The 18,158-nt window shown below is 70.0% G+C and carries 15 protein-coding genes; 8 read left to right on the forward strand and 7 right to left on the reverse strand.

Going from position 1 to position 18,158, the window contains the following annotated elements:
* Positions 1–141: 141 nt before the first annotated feature.
* Positions 142–1,542 carry a DNA repair protein RadA gene (gene radA / locus ACWEQQ_RS15735; protein WP_379383245.1) on the forward strand — a complete coding sequence of 467 codons (1,401 nt, stop codon included), beginning with the start codon at positions 142–144 and terminating at the stop codon, positions 1,540–1,542.
* Between the two features lie 138 nt (positions 1,543–1,680).
* On the opposite strand, the gene ACWEQQ_RS15740 is transcribed toward radA, so the two are convergent.
* Entirely contained in the window at positions 1,681–2,343 is a 663-nt protein-coding gene (locus tag ACWEQQ_RS15740; RefSeq protein WP_452338312.1) for a hypothetical protein, read from the reverse strand.
* 150 nt (positions 2,344–2,493) lie between these two features.
* The gene (locus ACWEQQ_RS15745) at positions 2,494–3,117 is read right to left on the reverse strand and encodes a carbonic anhydrase (protein WP_452338311.1); all 624 of its coding nucleotides are present in this window, start codon (positions 3,115–3,117) and stop codon (positions 2,494–2,496) included.
* Between the two features lie 194 nt (positions 3,118–3,311).
* Between ACWEQQ_RS15745 and ACWEQQ_RS15750 the strand changes: the two genes are divergently transcribed.
* Complete coding sequence (locus ACWEQQ_RS15750; RefSeq protein ID WP_364606430.1) at positions 3,312–4,178, forward strand: A/G-specific adenine glycosylase; 867 nt, start codon at positions 3,312–3,314, stop codon at positions 4,176–4,178.
* A gap of 33 nt (positions 4,179–4,211) precedes the next feature.
* On the opposite strand, the gene ACWEQQ_RS15755 is transcribed toward ACWEQQ_RS15750, so the two are convergent.
* From ACWEQQ_RS15755 to kstR, 5 genes are all read right to left on the reverse strand, one after another.
* Positions 4,212–5,090, reverse strand: coding sequence for a metal ABC transporter permease (locus ACWEQQ_RS15755; protein ID WP_452338309.1), 879 nt, complete (start codon positions 5,088–5,090; stop codon positions 4,212–4,214).
* A complete protein-coding gene (locus tag ACWEQQ_RS15760; RefSeq protein WP_452348840.1) occupies positions 5,087–5,932 on the reverse strand; it encodes a metal ABC transporter ATP-binding protein in 846 nt (281 codons plus the stop codon). The genes ACWEQQ_RS15755 and ACWEQQ_RS15760 overlap by 4 nt, the downstream gene beginning before the upstream one ends.
* A 290-nt stretch (positions 5,933–6,222) precedes the next feature.
* On the reverse strand, positions 6,223–7,170 hold the full coding sequence (locus ACWEQQ_RS15765) for a metal ABC transporter solute-binding protein, Zn/Mn family (RefSeq protein ID WP_452348713.1): 948 nt from the start codon (positions 7,168–7,170) through the stop codon (positions 6,223–6,225).
* A gap of 202 nt (positions 7,171–7,372) precedes the next feature.
* Positions 7,373–9,943, reverse strand: coding sequence for a trehalose-phosphatase (gene otsB, locus ACWEQQ_RS15770; protein ID WP_452348714.1), 2,571 nt, complete (start codon positions 9,941–9,943; stop codon positions 7,373–7,375).
* Positions 9,944–10,210: 267 nt separating this feature from the next.
* Positions 10,211–10,861, reverse strand: a complete 651-nt coding sequence (gene kstR / locus ACWEQQ_RS15775) for a cholesterol catabolism transcriptional regulator KstR (protein WP_040854337.1) — start codon at positions 10,859–10,861, stop codon at positions 10,211–10,213.
* A gap of 162 nt (positions 10,862–11,023) precedes the next feature.
* Here kstR and ACWEQQ_RS15780 point away from each other — a divergent pair, with 162 nt between their 5' ends.
* From ACWEQQ_RS15780 to ACWEQQ_RS15805, 6 genes are all read left to right on the forward strand, one after another.
* Entirely contained in the window at positions 11,024–13,204 is a 2,181-nt protein-coding gene (locus ACWEQQ_RS15780) for an acyl-CoA dehydrogenase family protein (RefSeq protein WP_452348715.1), read from the forward strand.
* A 26-nt stretch (positions 13,205–13,230) separates the two neighbouring features.
* Positions 13,231–14,298: an acyl-CoA dehydrogenase family protein gene (locus tag ACWEQQ_RS15785; RefSeq protein ID WP_452338305.1), complete on the forward strand. Its 1,068-nt coding sequence runs from the start codon at positions 13,231–13,233 to the stop codon at positions 14,296–14,298.
* Positions 14,283–15,452: an acyl-CoA dehydrogenase family protein gene (locus ACWEQQ_RS15790; protein WP_354831337.1), complete on the forward strand. Its 1,170-nt coding sequence runs from the start codon at positions 14,283–14,285 to the stop codon at positions 15,450–15,452. The genes ACWEQQ_RS15785 and ACWEQQ_RS15790 overlap by 16 nt, the downstream gene beginning before the upstream one ends.
* Positions 15,453–15,572: 120 nt before the next feature.
* Positions 15,573–16,538: a bifunctional MaoC family dehydratase N-terminal/OB-fold nucleic acid binding domain-containing protein gene (locus ACWEQQ_RS15795; RefSeq protein WP_379398219.1), complete on the forward strand. Its 966-nt coding sequence runs from the start codon at positions 15,573–15,575 to the stop codon at positions 16,536–16,538.
* Positions 16,535–16,948 (forward strand): MaoC family dehydratase, encoded by a 414-nt coding sequence (locus ACWEQQ_RS15800; protein WP_364606405.1) that lies wholly within the window; start codon positions 16,535–16,537, stop codon positions 16,946–16,948. The genes ACWEQQ_RS15795 and ACWEQQ_RS15800 overlap by 4 nt, the downstream gene beginning before the upstream one ends.
* Entirely contained in the window at positions 16,945–18,120 is a 1,176-nt protein-coding gene (locus ACWEQQ_RS15805; RefSeq protein WP_364606402.1) for a lipid-transfer protein, read from the forward strand. The genes ACWEQQ_RS15800 and ACWEQQ_RS15805 overlap by 4 nt, the downstream gene beginning before the upstream one ends.
* Positions 18,121–18,158: the final 38 nt, after the last annotated feature.

An 18,158-nucleotide genomic window follows, 5' to 3' on the forward strand; every position in this document is an offset into this window, starting at 1 on the left:
ACCTCCGCCTTGGAGCGGGGGAGCGAAGCGGAGGAGCGGAGGAGGGAAGAATCGAGACCTCGGGGCCGCGAACCCCGCCCCGGAGCGAAGCGGAGGGGCAAATAAGACACAGTGTCGGGGGCGCTGGCTAGGCTGCCCGGCGTGGCCAAGGTGAAATCGCTGTACCGGTGCGCGGACTGCTCGCACGAGGTCGCCAAATGGGTTGGGCGCTGCCCGGATTGCAACGCGTGGGGGACCATCGAGGAGATGGCGGCGTCCGCGTCGGCGGTCGCGGTGGGGCGGCGGGCGATGCTGCCCAGCACGGCGGCCGCGCCGATCTCGAGCATCGACTCGAACAAGACCCAGGCCCGGTCGACGGGGGTGTCCGAGCTGGATCGGGTGCTGGGCGGCGGGATCATTCCCGGGTCGGTGGTGCTGCTGTCGGGGGAGCCCGGGGTGGGCAAGTCGACGCTGTTGCTCGAGGTGGCGCACCGGTGGGCGCGGGCGCGCGACGAGATCGCGCTGTACGTGACCGCGGAGGAGTCGGCGGGGCAGGTGCGGCTGCGGGCGGACCGCACGGGTGCGGTGCACGACAAGGTGTACCTGGCCGCGGAATCGGATCTGGCGACCATTCTCGGGCACGTGGAGCAGGTGAAACCCTCACTGCTGGTGGTGGACTCGGTGCAGACCATGCTGGCCGCCGACGCGGACGGCGTGATCGGCGGTGTCACCCAGGTGCGGTCGGTGACGGCGGCGCTCACCTCGCTGGCCAAGGCGAGCGGGATCGCGGTGCTGCTGGTCGGGCACGTCACCAAGGACGGCGCGGTGGCCGGTCCGCGCACGCTCGAGCACCTGGTCGACGTCGTGCTGCAGTTCGAGGGCGACAAGCACTCCGCGTTGCGCATGGTGCGCGGCATCAAGAACCGCTTCGGCAGCACCGACGAGGTCGGCTGCTTCGAGATGCGGGAGGCCGGAATCCATTGCGTGGACGACCCTTCGGGGCTGTTCCTGCACCATCGGGGCGACGCGGTGCCCGGGACCGCGGTGACGGTCGCCATGGACGGCAAGCGGCCCATGCTGGGTGAGGTGCAGGGGCTGACGGTGGACACCCAGGCGCCCGCGCCCCGGCGCGCGGTGAGCGGGCTGGACTACAACCGCGTTTCCATGGTCCTGGCTGTCCTGCAGAGCCGCGGGGGCGTCTTCGTGGGCAAGCAGGACGTCTACGCGGCCACCGTGGGCGGTATGCGGCTCACCGAGCCCGCCGCGGATCTGGCTGTCGCGCTTGCCATTGCGAGCGCCAGCCAGGATCTGGCGCTGCCCAGCGGCCTGGTGGTGCTGGGCGAGGTGGGGCTGGCGGGCGAGGTGCGCCAGGTGACCGGGCTGACCCGCCGGCTGGCGGAGGCGGAGCGGCTGGGCTTCACCGAGGCCCTGGTGCCGCCGGGCGCGGATCGCACCGGCCGCAGCATGACCGTGCGCGAGGTCGCCGATATCCGTGCCGCCCTTGCCGTTACCGGGTTGCGCCGGCGGCGCGGTGCGCAGGCCCCGGCGGAAATGGCGGAATGACAGCCGAAATCGAATGAGGTCGCGGAATCGAATTCGATCCGGACCGGAATTCGGTTCGCAATTACCGGAATTCTCGAAAGACGGCGGAGGCCGGGATCCGATCGATCGGATCCCGGCCTCCGCCGCGGTGTGCTGAATTCAGACGAGATTGAAGGGCTCGGGGGCGCTGCGGACCGAACCGAGTTGCGCCACAACGGTGTAGGGGCCCGCCGGGACGGGAACGCGGTCGCCCGCGCAGTTGGGCTGGGAGGTGGCGCCGGACCAGGCGACGGTGAAGGCGGCCTGCTGGCCGGGGGCCAGGGTGTGCACGTCGGGGGTGCCGTCCGGGTAGCAGTCGGTGCTGGACCACAGCCTGCGCTGGCCGTCCAGGGACTGGACCTGGACCAGCTGCAGGCCCGACCCCATGTCGCGGGCGCAGGCGACGCTGGAGATATTGGTGATGACGATGCCGAACTGCGGTGGCTCGCCGACCTTGTAGGTGGGCTGCCCGACGGTCACCTTGACGGCGAGCGACTGGTCGGGGCACATACCCAGCGCGGCCGGGGCGACGGCGCTCGGGGTGATGCCGGAGGGCTTGGCCGCGCTCGGTTCCGGGGCGCCCGGGGAACTGCTCGCGGGTTTGGTGGTGGCCGCGGCGCTCGAGGTGGTGGCCTTGGCGTCCGTCTTGTGGTCGCCACCGCCCTTCAACAGTGCGAAGGCCACCCAGATCACCAGCGCGAGGCCGAGCACCATCGCGCCGATCGCGACCGCGCGACGGCGCCAGTAGATTTCGGGCGGCAGTGGTCCGTTCGGTTCCAGCACGGTGTCAACGGTAAGCGCACCGTCCGGGTCATCCCGAGCAGGGTGTCGGCGTGTCGGACGTGAAAGCGCCCACGGGGGCGGTAAATTCCGCCGCCCGCAGGAGCGAAACGCGCATCTCCGGCAGAACCGGCTCCACCCCGGCGGAGCGGGCTAGACCACCTCGCCGATGTTGCCGATGACGCGGTGCAGCTTGATCTCGCCGTCGCCGAGGTTGTAGGTGACACAGGCGATGGCGCACTCGCCGGTGGCCACCCGCTGGGAGATGATCATCGACCGCTGCATGAGCAGGCGGGCGGTCTCCTCGACGTGGCGGGCCTCGAGCTCGTCGACCGATTGCAGGCCCTCGCGCCGGCCGATGAGGATGGACGGGGTGACACGCTCGACGACCGAGCGGATGAACCCGCCGGGGACGTTGCCGTGGTCGAGGGCGTCGATGGTGGCGCGGACCGCGCCGCAGCTGTCGTGGCCGAGCACGACGATCAGCGGCACCGACAGCACCTGGACGCCGTATTCGATGGAGCCCAGCACCGAGGCGTCGATGACGTGGCCGGCGGTGCGGACCACGAACATGTCGCCGAGACCCTGATCGAAGATGATCTCGGCGGCGACGCGAGAGTCGCCGCAGCCGAACAGAACTGCCGAGGGCTGCTGCCCGGCGACGAGCTTGGCCCGGTCGGCCGCGCCCTGGCTAGGGTGCTGCAACGTGCCGTTGACGAAGCGCTCGTTGCCTTCGCGCAAGGCTTTCCAGGCACTGATCGGGTTGTTGTGCGGCATGTGTCCCATTTTCCATAGCCCTCTGGTTACCGGCGAGTCCTCAGCGTTACGGTCGGGCAAAGACGCGCCGACCGGATCGCCGCGCGCCCGGTGAGCCGCCGGGTGGGCGGAAACCGGCCTCGCCGAAATGGATACCATCGCGCGTGGCGGCGTGCGGGATTTCCCGGCTCCGAAACGGCCGGGAGGAGGCGAAGGTGGACAGCGACGCGCTCATCGACTGGTATCGCGAGACCGCGCGGGACCTGCCGTGGCGACGGCCCGGCGTCACGGCGTGGCAGATCCTCATGAGCGAGATCATGCTGCAGCAGACGCCGGTGGTGCGGGTCGAACCCATCTGGCGGGAGTGGGTGGCCCGCTGGCCGGTGCCCTCCGCCATGGCGGCCGCACCGCAGGGTGACGTCCTGCGCGCCTGGGGCAAACTCGGCTATCCGCGGCGCGCGCTGCGGCTGCACGAGTGCGCCCGGGTGCTGGCCGAGGAGCACGGCGACGAGGTGCCGGCCGACGTGGACGTGCTGCTGAGCCTGCCCGGGATCGGGGCGTACACCGCCCGTGCCGTGGCCTGTTTCGCATACGGCCAGCGAGTTCCGGTGGTGGACACCAATGTTCGCCGCGTGGTGGCCCGCGCCGTGCACGGCCGCGCCGAGGCGGGCAATCCGGCGAACCGCGATCTCGCGGAAACCGAGGCCCTGCTGCCCGCGCGGGTCGACCGGGCCGCCGTCATGTCGGCGGCCCTGATGGAACTGGGCGCGCTGATCTGCACCGCGCGGACCCCGGATTGCGAGCGCTGCCCACTTCCCGTGTGCGCCTGGGTCACCGCGGGCCGCCCGGCCTCCGAGGTGGTGCGGCGCGTGCAGAAGTACGAGGGCACCGACCGGCAGGCGCGGGGCCGCCTGCTCGACGTCCTGCGTGGGGCGTCGGGTCCGGTGGAGCGGGTTCGCCTGGACCTGGCCTGGACTCGCGATCCGGGCCAGCGGGATCGCGCCCTGGATTCGCTGCTGGTCGACGGTCTCATCGAGCAGACCCCCGACGGCCTGTTCGCGCTGGCGGGCGAGGGCAGCTGATCGCAGCCGGTTTCGCGGGATCCGGCCCGAAACTCAGGCGGCGACGAGGACCCGGCGGCGATTGCGGGTGCGGCTGCCCACCACCCGGCAGATCAGGTAGATCGTGAACGAGATGGTGGTGACGAAGGTCGAGATCGGGACGCCGGGGGCCAGCGACAGCAGAATGCCCCCGACGGCGGCGATCTCGGCGAACACGATCGACAGGATCGCCACCCGGGCCGGGCTGGCGGTGAGCTGGGCGGCCGCGGCGGCGGGAGTGATCAGCAGCGAGAGCACCAGCAGCGCGCCGACGATCTGGACGCCGAAGGCCGCCGTCACGCCGAGCAGCACGGCGAACACGATGGACAGCGCCCGCACCGGAACACCGCGCGCCACCGCCATTTCCGGATCCGCGCTGGCGAACAGCAGCGGGCGGTAGACGGCGGCCAGCACCACCAGCACGGCGGCGGTGCAGGTGGCCAGCAGGCCCAGCCCGGAATTCCCGACGCTGACCACCTGACCGGTCAGCAGCGAGAACTTGGAGCCCGCTCGTTCCGGGCCGAGCCACAGGAACAGCACCGACAGGCCGAGGCCGAAGGACAGCACCACGGCGATCACCGAATCACGTTCGCGGGCACGGGAACCCAGCACGCCGAACAGCACGGCCGCCACCACCGAACCGATGATGGCGCCCAGGCCGACGCCGATGCCGGCCAGCAGCGCGGCCGCCGCGCCGGTCAGCGAGAGCTCGCTGGTGCCGTGCACGGCGAAGGACATCTGGCGGCTGATGATGAGCGGGCCGATGGCCCCGGCCAGCAGGCCGAGCAGGGCGGCGGCGAGCACCGCCTGCTGCACGAAGTCGTAGGACAGCAGGTGCGCGGTGGTGGAGACGTCGAACATCTGCGAGAACAGCTTGGACAGCTTGTCGATCATGCCCGCGCCTCCGGTGCCGGCTCGCTGTGGCCGTTCCTGTTTTCGCCATGGCAGTGGGCCGCACCGGATTCACCGAGGGCGTCCATGGCGTCGCCGGTGCCGACGACCACCAGGCGGCCCCGCACGCGCAGCACGTCCACCTCGGTGCCGTAGAGCTCGGAGAGGGTCTCGGAGGTCATGACCTCGTCGGGCGTGCCGATCCGGAACTGCCCGTCGACCAGGTACAGCACCCGATCCACCAGCGGCAGAATGGGATTGATCTCGTGCGTCACGAACAGCACCGCGGTGTCGTGGGTGCGCCGCCGCCGGTCGATGAGCTCGGAGACCAGCCGCTGATTCGCCAGATCCAGCGACAGCAGCGGTTCGTCGCACAGCAGCACCCGGGGATCACCGGCCAGCGCCTGCGCCACCCGCAGCCGCTGCTGCTCGCCGCCCGAGAGCGCGTCCAGCGGCGCGTAGGCGAACCGCTCCGCGCCCACGGCCGAGATCGCCTCCGCCACTTTGTGTTTGCGTTCCCGGCGCCCGCGCAGCCCGAGCCCCCACCGATGCCCGTCCACCCCGAGCCCGACGAGATCGACTCCGCGCAGCTGCGCCCCGCCCTCGATGGTCTTCTGCTGCGGCACATACCCGATATCCGGATTCCCCACCCGCACCGGCGATCCCGCGACCTCCGCGGTTCCCGCGGTCAGCCCCAGCTGTCCCAGCAGCATCCGCATCAATGACGTCTTCCCGGACCCGTTGGGCCCCAGCACCGCAATGAATTCCCCCGGCGCCACCTCGAGATCCAGCCCCTGCCACAACGTTCGCTCCCCGAACGACAGCCGCGCATTCGACAGCCGCACGGCCGGGGTGCCCCGGTCGCCGTGTGCGTTGCCTGCGCCCGTGGCCGGTGCGCCGGCGGCAGCGTTCGCCGTCGTTTCGACCTGCGCCGCAATGGTGTTCGTATCGGCGGTGGGGGTCGAGTCGGTCGACGGAGCAGGAGTCTCGGCGCAGCCCGAACGGCCGGAGGGGGTGCGGGGGCGCGCTCCGGTGAGGGCGCAACCGGCTTTGGGCGTCGTCACGCCGGCGTCGGGTGCCTGCGCGGCCTGCGCGGGGTTCGCGGTCATGGTGGTACTCCGGATGCGGCGGTCGGTCAGGACAGGGCCTTGGCGAGGGCCTTGGCGTTGTTCGTCATCCAGGTGACGTAGTCCAGGCCCTTGGGGAGGGTTTCGGTGACCTCGACGACGGTGACGCCGGACTTGTCGGCGGTGGCGCGCAGGTCCTTGGTGAGTTTGTCCTCGGTCTGGATGTTGTAGACCAGAGCGCGGACCTGCTTGGCGCTCAACAGGTCTCGTACGGTGGCCACGTCCTGGGGCGCGGGGTCGGTGCCCTGTTCGACGGCCTCCTGGAAGGCGTGCGGGGTCCTGTCGTCGGCCTTGGCGGCGGTGAGCAGGTAGGCGGCCAGCGGCTCGGTCTGCAGGACCGGCTGGTTCGGGTGCTCGGCGGCGATCTTGGCGGTCACGGCCTCGATGGGGGCCAGCTGCGCGGCGAAGGCGGCGGCGCGGTCGGCGAAGGCCTGCTTGTGGCCGGGATCGATCTCGCCGAGGGCGTCGGCGATGTGCTGGGCGATGTGGCCGACCTGGTGCAGGTCGTACCAGACGTGCTCATTGGCCTCGTGGTCGTGACCGGCGGCCTCGGTCCGCGCGGAAGTCGGTGCGGCCGAACCGCTCTCGTGCGTGTGATCGCCCTCGGTGGCGATGTCGAAGGCGTTGACGGTCTTCGTGTTCCGGCCCGCGATGGCCTTGTCGATGAACTCGTCGTAGTGGCCGCCGTTGTAGACGACCAGCTTGGCGTCGGTGATCTTGGCGGCGTCGGCGGGGGAGACCTCGAACGAGTGCGGGTCCACCGCGGGGTCGTCGATGATCGATTCGACGGTCACGTCCGGCCCGGCGACGACCCGGGTGATATCGCCCCAGACATTGGTGGAGGCGACGACGGTCGGCTGATCGGAGCTCTTGGCACTGCCGCAGGCGGTCACGGTGGCGACCGTCGCAAGTCCGGCGGCGAACACGGCGAATCCTCGGGCGAAGCTGGTGGTCACGCGGGGCACTCCTGGCACTGCGGCTTACTAGTAACGAAAACGATTGCCATTTGAATGTAGCGCAAACGACCGTTGGGTCCCTAGCCCCAGGTTGGGAGATGTGGCCTGCGACACCTGCGGCCTACCTCGGCCCAGCGCAGAAGACGGCCCCCGCGAACAGCTGTTCGCGGGGGCCGCTTCGGTCGTGCGGGTGCGGTCCGGCCTAGGTCATCGCCGCGACCGGCAGGCTCAGCAGCTGCGCGCAGCGGAGCAGGCCGAGGTGCGAGTACGCCTGCGGGTGGTTGCCGAGCGAGCGTTCGGCGACCGGGTCGTACTCCTCGGAGAGCAGACCGGTCGGTCCCGCCACATCCACCAGCTGAGCGAACAACGCCTCGGCGTCCTCCCGCTTGCCGATGAGCAGATACGCCTCCACCAGCCAGGCGGCGCACAGGTGGAACCCGCCCTCACCGCCGGGCAGCCCGTCGTCGTGGTGGTACCGGTACACCGTCGATCCGCTGCGCAGCTCGGCCTCGGTGGCCACCACGGTGGCCGCGAACCGCGGATCCGAGGGATCGATCAGCCCGCTGAGCCCGATGTGCAGCGTGGCCGCGTCGAGGTCGGTGCCGTCGTAAGCCGCTGTGTAGGACTGGACTTCGTCGTTCCAGCCCTCGGTGCGGACCTCGTCGGCAATGGTGTCGCGCAGCGGCTCCCACTCGGGATCCGCCGGCCGCCCGAACTGCCGGGACAGGGTGAGCGCCCGGTCCACGGTGAGCCAGCCCATGACCTTGGAGTAGACGTGGTGGCGCGGATTGCCGCGGATCTCCCAGATGCCGTGGTCGGCCTCGCGCCAGCGGCGCTGCACCGCGGAGACCATGGCGTGCACCAGTTCCCAGTCCGCATCCGGCAGCGCCTTCGCGGGATCGTTGATGCCCTTGCGTTCCCGCGCGTGCGCGAGCTGGGAGATGAGATCCACGATGGGCCCGAACACGTCCAGCTGCACCTGCATGTTCGCCGCGTTGCCGACGCGCACCGGCCGCGAACCGGCGTAGCCGGGCAGCTGGTCGATGACGGCCTCGGGGGGCAGCGTCTCGCCGTAGAGCGTGTACAGCGGGTGCAGTCGCTCGGGTCCGGGCAGGGTCTCGAGCACCCGGTGCACCCAGGCCAGCAGATCCTCGGCCTCGCCGAGCGAGCCCAGCGAGACCAGCGCGGACGCGGTGAGCGAGGCGTCGCGCAACCAGCAGTAGCGGTAATCCCAGTTGCGCACGCCGCCGATGTCCTCGGGCAGCGAGGTGGTGGCCGCGGCCAGGATGGATCCGGAGGGCGAGTGCACCAGCCCGCGCAGGGTGAGCGCCGAGCGCTTCATCAGATCCGGCTTGAGCGGCGGCAGTTCGAGCGTGCCCACCCATTCGGCCCAGTACCGCTCGGCCTCCCGGCGGCGGTCCGACTCGGCCCGCATGGCGGGCGCGAGATCGGAGGTGCCGCAGCGCATTTCGAGCACGATCGGGCCCTGTCGCGGATCGACCACGGCGCGGGCGGTGTGGTGGTTGCCGTCGTCGATGATCTCCCATTCCACGCCGGGGGAGCGCAGCACGATCGGATCGTTGGGGCCCTCCACCTTGAGCCCGCCGGTGGCGGGCAGCAGCCGCACCGGCACCTGCCCGAATTCGGGGCGCGGCGCGAAGGTGATGACCGCTTTGGCGTCACCGGTGATGACGCGGGTCAGGTCGGTGCGCTCGGGTACCACGTCGTGCGGCAGGTAGTCGACGACCTGCAAACTGGACCAACGGGTTTCGACGGTCATGGTGCCGTCGACATAGCGCTGCGACAGCGGCAGGCTCGCGCGCTCGGGCTGAATGGTGAAGTGGCCCGCGCCGGGTCCGCCCAGCAGATGGGCGAAGACGGCGGCGGAATCGGGTTCGGGGTGGCACAGCCAGGTGACGGTGCCGTCCGGTGTGACAAGGGCTTTGGAGCGCGGGCTGGCCAGCATGGTCAGCCGCTCGATTCGAGGGGCGGAGGCACCTGCCAACCACGTGCGGCGTTCCTCGAGGAGGAACGCCAGCGCCTTCGACACCTCCTCGGTGCTGGCGACCCGGTATTCGGCCAGCGATTCGCCGTCGCCGACCTTGATGCCGACGTCCGGTCCGGAGAGGCGTTTGAAGGCCTTCTCGTCGGTGACGTCGTCGCCGATGAACAGTGCCGCCGAGGCGCCCTGCTGATGCCGGACGATATCGAGTGCCGCGCCCTTGTCGGTCTCGACCACCGCGAGTTCGATGACCTCCTTGCCCTCGGTGGTCTGCACGCCGACCCAGCTGGCCGGGCCCTGGCGCACCGCAAAGACTGCGCGACGGCCGATTTCGGGGCTGGCATTGCGGACGTGCAGGGCCACGCTGGCCGGTTTGATCTCGACGGAAGCGCCCGGATTGTCCTGAGCGATCTGCGTCAGGGTCGTGGTGACCTCCTGCAGCAGCTGTTTCGCGTCATTGTCGATGGCGTGCACGAAGCCGACATCGAATTCCGAACCGTGACTACCGATCAGCTGCACCTCGACGGGCAGCCGGGACAGGGCCGCGAGATCGCGCAGGGCGCGACCGGAGATCACGGCGGCGGTGGTTCCGGTGAGTCCGGCGAGAGCGCGTAAGGCGCTCACCGACTCCCGATGGGGATAGGCCTTGGTCGGGTCGGAGACGATGGGCGCGATCGTCCCGTCGTAGTCCGAAGCGACCAGCAACCGTGGCACGCGGGCGATGGCCGACAGGGCACGGCGAAGTTCCAGTGACAAATCCTGTGCGCTCACGCATCCAACCTAGTGATCGGAGGAGATTTTTCAGGGCGCGAGTGATGCTACTGGGTCTTGATTGCTCACTCGTGTGTGCGGTGATACATAGCGTTTACGAGACACTTCCGGGTCGTTCACGCTTTTTGTGAGACACGCGCGGGTTGCTCTGCGTTCACCCCGGCTGACCAGCGGGGTTCCAGCAAACGCGCATCGGGCTGCCCGGTTCTCCGGACCGGGCAGCCCGTTGCGCATCGAGCGAACGCAAGTGTGCGTTCGTGCTACTCGCTATTCGTTGCCGCTGCCGATCAGCAGATCGACGGTGAGCTCCAGGCGCTCGGTCACATCGGTGGCCGAGGCGCGGCGGGTCAGCCACGCAACCAGATTCGACAGCCACACGTCGGAGATGACGCGGGCGATGGCGAGCTGGCGGTCGCTGGGAACCTCGTCGGAGAGGGCACGCGCGAAGAACCGGTCCATCACCTTGCCGACCCGATCGACCTCGGCGGCCGCGGAGGCGTCGGCGAACATGAAGGCGCGGGTCATGGCCTCGGTGAGCAGCGGGTCGCGCTGCATGGCCCGGGTGACCTGGGTGAGCAGCAGGTGCATGCGCTCCTGCGGGGTGGCGCCGGCGAGCGGCTTGCGCCGGCCCTCGAACTGCTCGAACTCCCGGGCCAGGGCGGATACCAGCAGGTGCACCTTGGACGGGAAGTACCGGTAGAGCGTGCCGACGGCGACATCCGCGCGTTCGGCGACCGCTCGCATCTGGACCGCGTCGTAGCCACCCTTGGACGCCAGCGCGAGCGTGGCGTCGAGGATGCGCTTGCGTCGGTCGCGCTGCGCCGCCGAGCTCAGATCCTCCTCGCTGAGGGTGGTGACGGGCGCGGTGCGTCCACCGGGCACCCCGTCGGCGGCCTGCGATCGGGAGGGACTGGCCATCGGTTGAGAGTCCTTTCCTGCACGAATCGTTCGGTTCATCTCACCCAGCGTCGACTGGGCACGAGTTCGTACCGCGACCGGGACGGCGCTTGACTTCGGCCCGGCTCGAACATTAGAACATGTTCTAGGAGCTGAAGTCACGCCGGAAAGGCGGTATGGAGTGTGACCATAGCCACCACTGACGAGCATAAAGCCGTCCAGGAGTCGATGCGCGGATGGGCAACCGCCGTGCGCCCGATTGCAACAATGCGTTCCAGAGCGCAGGCGGAACTGCGTTCCGGCGCGCCCGATTTCTGGCGCGAATACTGGCTACGCCTGTCCGATCTCGGAATTTTCCGGGTCGCGGTGCCGGAGGAGGCCGGGGGCGCGGGTGGGACCGTCGGGGATCTGGCCGTGCTGGTGGAGCAGGCGGCACATGACCTGGTCGGCGGACCGGTGCTCTCGACGGCGTTGGCGGGACTCGTCGCCGGCGAGGCGCTCGACGAGATTACGCCATGCGGCGTCGCGCTCGCGGGCGAAATCGCAATATCCGTGGGCGAATCGGGCGCCTCGGTGTCCGGTGAGTGGGACTCGGTTCCAGGCGCCGCACCGGGTACGGCGGTGCTGGTCCCGGTGCGTGACGGTGACCGTCACCTGTGGGCGCTGATCGACGCGGACGCCGCCGGGCTGACCGTGGAGCCGCTGGCCGGCATCGACAAGACCGTGCCGCTGGCGCGCGTGGTGTGCGCGGACGTCGCGGTGGCCGCGGATCGCCTGTTCGAGCCCGGCTTCTCCGTGCTGGACCTGGCCGCGACGCTGGTCGCCGCCGAGGCCGCGGGCATCGCGGGCTGGTGCCTGGAGACCGCCACCGAATATGCGAAGGTGCGCGAACAATTCGGGCGCAAGATCGGCGAATTCCAAGCGGTCAAACACATTTGCGCGTGGATGCTGTGCCGGGCCGAACAGATTCGCGCCGTCGCCGCCGATGCGGCCGCCGCGGCGGACAGTGGCAGTGCGGAACTGCAGCTGGCCGCCGCCGTCGCCCTGTCCATGTCGCTGGATGCCGCGGTGGAGAATGCCAAGGATTGCATTCAGGTTCTGGGCGGAATCGGTTTCACCTGGGAACACGACGCGCACCTGTATCTGCGCCGGGCCACCGCGCTGCGGCAGCTGCTGGGCGGCACCGCGCGCTGGCGGGCCCGGGTCGCCGAGCTGACCCTGGCCGGCATGCGCCGCACGGTCGGCGTCGACCTGGGTGCCGACGGCGAGCCCGGATCCGACTGGGAGACAGCCGGTCTGGACGCCGCCGAAGCGGCCGTGCTGGCGGCGGACCTGGCCAAGATCGCGGCGCTGCCGGAGCCGGAGCAGCGGGTGGCGCTGGCCGAAGCCGGACTGCTGGCCTCGCACTGGCCCGCGCCCTACGGCCGCGGCGCCGGACCCCTGCTGCGCACGCGCCTCGACGACCAGATCCGCCAGGCGGGTATCGCGCTGCCGGACATCGCGATCGCCAACTGGGCGATCCCGACGCTGCTGCAGTGGGGCACCCCCGAGCAGATCGAGCGCTACGCCATGCCGACGCTGACCGGTGAGGTCATCTGGTGCCAGCTGTTCTCCGAGCCCGGCGCCGGGTCGGATCTGGCGGCGCTGCGCACGGTGGCCGAGCGGGTCGAGGGCGGCTGGAAGCTGCGTGGCCAGAAGGTGTGGACCTCGCTGGCCGATCGCGCCACCTGGGGCATCTGCCTGGCGCGCACCGACGCCTCCGCGCCGAAGCACAAGGGCATCAGCTACTTCCTGGTCGATATGAAGAGCGCGGGGCTGGACATCCGGCCGCTGGTGGAGATCACCGGTGAGGCGCGCTTCAACGAGGTGTTCCTCGACGACGTCTTCGTGCCGGACGACTGCCTGGTCGGCGAACTCGGCAATGGCTGGAAGATCGCCCGCTCCACCCTGTCGGCCGAGCGGGTCGCCATGGGCGGCAAGGGAATCGGGGACGAGCTGGAGGCGCTGATCGCCGCCGCGCCGGCCTCGGGCCCGGGCGCGGAGCTGGTCGCGGACCGGCTCGGCGGGCTCGTCGCCGAATCGGTTGCCGGAACCTTGTTGGAAGCTCGTGCGGCGCAGAAGCTGCTGTCCGGCGGGGACCCTGCCGCGCAGAGCAGCGTGCGCAAACTGGTCGGTGTGAGACACCGGCAGGCGGTAGCGGAATTCGCCGTCGAACTGTCTGGTACGGCAGGCGCTCTGGAAACCGACGCGGTGAAAGAATTCCTGCTCACACGCTGTTTGTCGATTGCCGGCGGTACCGAGCAGATCCTGTTGACCGTCGCCGGTGAACGGATCCTCGGGTTGCCCCGCGAGTCGCACGGCTAGTCCACACCTGAACCGGGAGCATTGCATTGGACTTCACCAGGGACGAGAGCCAGGACGCTGTCGCCGAGGTTGTCGTAAGTTTGCTGGAACGCGACAGCGCGCGTGATGCCGCGCTGTGGCCGATCATCGCGGACAGCGGCCTGCTGGCCGTGCCGCTGCCCGAACGCTTCGGCGGCGACGATATGGGCCTGCTCGAGGTCGGGGCCATGCTCACCGAGCTGGCCCGCGCCGCCGCGCAGGCGCCCGCACTGGTCACCCTCGGCTTCGGCGTGCTGCCGCTGAAGGCGATCGGCCTGCCGGATGCGCTGGCGGACAAGGTGTTTCCGGCCGTGGCCGAGGGCGCGGTGCTGACCGCCGCCCTGCACGAGCCCGGCTCGCCGTTCACGGTGAAGCCGGAGACCACCGCGGTGACCGACGGCGCCACCGTGCGCGTCACCGGCCGCAAGGTGGCGGTGCCCTACGCCGACACCGCGCGCTGGATCCTGGTGCCCACCGACAGCGGCATCGCCGTGGTGGACGGTGACGCCGCGGGCATCACCCGCACCGCGAGCCCCACTTCCGATGGCGTGCCCGAGTTTTCGCTCCAGTTCGACCAGGTCGTGATCCCGGCCGAACAGCTGCTGCCCGGCGGGCTGACCGAACTGCACCGGTTCGCGCTGGCGAGCCTCGGCGCGGTGGCCGACGGCCTGCTCGCCGGCGTGGTCTCATTGACCGCCGAGCACGTGCGCACCCGTCAGCAGTTCGGCCGCCCGCTGGCCGAATTCCAGGCTGTCGCACAGCAGATCGCGGATGTCTACGTGGCCTCGCGGACGCTGCACGCGGCCGCCTGCTCGGCGACCTGGGCGCTGGCTCAGGACGAACAGGGCGCCGAGCACCTGGAGCGCATCGACGACGATCTCGACGTGCTGGCGTACACGGTGGCGGCGGAACTGCCCGCGGCCATGCAGAAGTGCCACCACCTGCACGGTGGTCTCGGGGTGGATATCACCCATCCGCTGCACCGCTACTACTCACAGGCCAAGGACATCGCCCGCTGGCTCGGCGGCGAATCGTTCCGGCTGGACCGTTTGGGAGCCAGATGTTCATCGAACTGACCGCGGAGCAGCGCAAGCTGCGCGACGAACTGCGCACGTACTTCACCGGTCTCGTGACTCCCGAAGAGGAGGCCGAGATGCTGGTGAACCGGCACGGTGACGCCTACCGCGCGGTGGTCAAGCGCATGGGCCGCGACGGCAAGCTCGGCGTCGGCTGGCCCAAGGAGTACGGCGGCCAGGGCTTCGGGCCGCTGGAACAGCAGATCTTCTACAACGAGGCGGTCCGCGCCGACGTGCCGGTGCCGCTGGTCACGCTGCTGACCGTCGGCCCGGCGCTGCAGTCGTTCGGCACCGAGGAGCAGAAGCAGAAGTTCCTGCCCGGAATCCTCACCGGCGACGTGCATTTCGCCATCGGCTACTCCGAGCCGGACGCCGGCACCGACCTGGCCGCGCTGCGCACCTCCGCGGTGCGCGACGCCAACGGCGACTGGATCGTCAACGGGCAGAAGATCTTCACCACCGGTGCGCACGAGGCCGACTACGTCTGGCTGGCCTGCCGTACCGGTTCCGCGGAGTCTCGGCACAAGGGCATCACGATCCTGATCGTGGACACCAGGGATCCGGGCTACTCGTGGACGCCGATCATCACCGCCGACGGCGCGCACCACACCAACGCCACCTACTTCGACAATGTCCGCGTCCCCGCGAACATGATGGTCGGCGAGGAGAACGGCGGCTGGAAGCTGATCACCACCCAGCTCAATCACGAGCGGGTGAGCCTGGGCCCGTCCGGCAAGATCGAGCAGCTCTACCACCGCGTGCACGACTGGGCGCAGGCCCAGGGCGTGCTCGGCGAGGCCGACGTGCGGCGCTCGCTGGGCCGCCTGCACGCCATGACACGGCTGAACGAGCTGCTGAACTGGCAGGTGGCCTCCAATATGGAACGCCCCGACGCCGACCAGCGCGATGTCATCGCCGACGCCTCGGCGACCAAGGTGTTCTCCACCGAGGCGCTGCAGCAGGCGGGCCGCCTGGCCGAGGAGATCGTGGGCCGCTTCGGCGATCCCGCCGACCCGGCCACCGCGGAACTGCTGGTCTGGCTGGACAAGCGGACCAAGCAGAACCTGGTGGTGACCTTCGGCGGCGGCGTCAACGAGATCATGCGCGAGCTGATCGCCCAGATGGGCCTGCGCCTGCCCAGGGTCCCCAGATAGGAGCCACCGAACCGTGGAGAAGACGTACCCCAGGCGGACGAGATCACGCGCACTGTGCCCGATGGCCCAGACGGGCCTGCGCCTGCCGCGGGTTCCGCGCTAGATCGCAGAGGAGAGAGCGTGACGAAGAGTTTCACGGCCGACGAGATCCGCGAGGGCCTGGAGAAGATCAAGGCGGACGGTGAGTCCGCGGCGCGCGCGGGGCGCGATCCGATCAACCAGCCCATGATCAACAACTGGGTCGAGGCCCTCGGCGACGCCAACCCGATCTACGTGGACGAGGCCGCCGCCAAGGCGGCCGGGCACCCCGGCATCGTGGCCCCGCCCGCCATGGCGCAGGTGTGGACCATGCTGGGCCTGGGCGGCGTCCGCGCCGACGACGACCCGATGACCCGCACCAACGACCTGTTCGACGCGGCCGGTTTCACCTCGGTGGTCGCCACCAACTGCGAGCAGGTCTACCACCGCTACCTGCAGCTCGGCGAGCAGGTGACGGTGCGGTCCAGCATCGGCGACATCGTGGGCCCCAAGCGGACCGGGCTCGGCGAGGGCTGGTTCACCACCTACCTCACCAACTGGTACGTGGGTGACGAGCTGGTCACCGAGATGAAGTTCCGCATGCTGAAGTTCGCGCCCGGCACCGGAAAGACGGCCGCTCCCAAGGAATCCGGCGAGGTGTCCGCGGAAGATCTGGCCAAGCGCGTGCGGCCGACCGTGTCCAAGGACACCGAGTTCTTCTGGGACGGAATCAAACTCGGTGAGCTGCGGATCCAGCAGCGGCCCGACGGCTCGCTGCAGCACCCGCCGGTTCCGGCGCTGTGGAAGGACCACTCGGAGCAGACCGACTATGTGGTCGCCTCGGGGCGCGGCACCGTCTTCAGCTTCGTGGTGCACCACGCGCCCAAGGTGCCGGGACGGCAGCTGCCGTACGTGATCGCCCTGGTCGAGCTGGAGGAGGGCGTGCGCATGCTCGGCGAGCTGCGCGGCATCGAGCCGGGCGAGGTCGAGGTCGGCCTGCCGGTCGAGGTGGGCTTCCTGAAGCTCGACGACGACAACACCGTGCCCTACTGGGAGGCCGTGAAATGACCACAGTCGAGCTCTCGGCCGTGCAGGTCGGAACCGTGCTGCCGGAGTTGGTGATTCACGCCGACACCACGTTCATCGTCTCGACGGCGCTGGCCACCCGGGACTTCCAGGACGTGCACCACGACCGCGACAAGGCGGTCGAGCGCGGGTCCAAGGACATCTTCGTCAACATCCTCACCGACACCGGTCTGGTGCAGCGGTTCGTGACGGACTGGGCGGGGCCGCGGGCCATCGTCAAGTCGATCGCGCTGCGGCTGGGTGTGCCGCTGTACGCGGGTGACACCCTCACCCTGAGCGGCACCGTGGCGGCCGTGGACGGCGCGGACATCACCATCGACGTGGTCGGCAAGGACTCGCTCGGCGACCACATCACGGCGAAAGCCGTCATCTCCCTGCAGGAGGCACAGTGAGTGGGCTGAGCCGTAGCGCCGCCATCGTCGGCATCGGCGCGACCGACTTCTCCAAGGACTCCGGCCGCAGCGAACTGCGTCTGGCCGCAGAGGCCGTCACCGCCGCCCTGGCCGACGCGGGACTCACGCCCGCCGATGTGGACGGCCTGACGACCTTCACCATGGACACCAATACCCAGGCCGCCGTGGCGCGCGCCGCCGGTATCCCGTCCCTGAAGTTCTTCAGCAACATCCCCTTCGGCGGTGGCGCGGCCGCCGCGACCGTGCAGCAGGCGGCCATGGCGGTCGCGACCGGTGTCGCGGATGTCGTGGTGGCCTACCGGGCGTTCAACGAGCGCTCCGGAAACCGCTTCGGGCAGTTCGCGACTCACCTCGCGACCGGCAACCCGAGTTCCTCCGGCGTGGACAACGCCTTCTCCTACACCCACGGCCTGGGCACCCCGGCCGCGCAGGTGGCCATGGTGGCGCGCCGCTACATGCACGTATATGGCGCGCGCAGTGAGGATTTCGGCCGGGTGGCCGTCGCCGATCGCAAGCACGCGGCCGTGAACCCGGCGGCGCACTTCTACGGCAAGCCCATCACCCTGGAGGAGCACCAGGCCTCGCGCTGGATCGCGGAGCCGCTGCACCTGCTGGACTGCTGTCAGGAGACCGACGGCGGTGTGGCCATCGTGGTCACCAGTGCCGAGCGGGCCAAGGATCTGCCCAACAAGCCCGCGCTGATCGCCGGCGCCGCACAGGGTTCCGGGGCCGACCAGTACGTCATGACCAGCTACTACCGCGACGCCATGACCGGGCTGCCGGAAATGGGCCTGGTCGGCGACCAGCTGTGGGCGCAGAGCGGGCTGCGGCCGGAGGACATGCAGGCCGGCATCCTCTACGACCACTTCACCCCCTTCGTTCTCATGCAGCTGGAGGAGCTCGGCTTCTGCGGCCGCGGCGAGGCCAGGGACTTCATCGCCGACGGTGCCATCGAGATCGGCGGCCGCCTGCCGCTGAACACCCACGGCGGCCAGCTCGGCGAGGCCTACATCCACGGCATGAACGGCATCGCCGAGGGCGTCCGCCAGATCCGCGGGACCTCCGTGAATCAGGTCCAGGGCCTGGAGAACATCGTGGTCACCGCCGGCACCGGCGTACCGACCTCGGGTCTGGTGCTCACCGCCAACTGAGCGAGTCGCGAAGGCCCGGATGATCGCCGAGATCGTCC

Source organism: Nocardia sp. NPDC004123 (assembly GCF_053603795.1).

Excerpts from the sequence above, each read along its gene's own strand:
- ACWEQQ_RS15800 (WP_364606405.1), top strand. The coding sequence starts at position 16,535 with ATGACCACAGTCGAGCTCTCGGCCGTGCAGGTCGGAACCGTGCTGCCG.
- ACWEQQ_RS15790 (WP_354831337.1), top strand. The coding sequence starts at position 14,283 with ATGTTCATCGAACTGACCGCGGAGCAGCGCAAGCTGCGCGACGAACTG.
- ACWEQQ_RS15745 (WP_452338311.1), bottom strand. The coding sequence starts at position 3,117 with ATGCCGCACAACAACCCGATCAGTGCCTGGAAAGCCTTGCGCGAAGGC.
- ACWEQQ_RS15755 (WP_452338309.1), bottom strand. The coding sequence starts at position 5,090 with ATGATCGACAAGCTGTCCAAGCTGTTCTCGCAGATGTTCGACGTCTCC.
- kstR (WP_040854337.1), bottom strand. The coding sequence starts at position 10,861 with ATGGCCAGTCCCTCCCGATCGCAGGCCGCCGACGGGGTGCCCGGTGGA.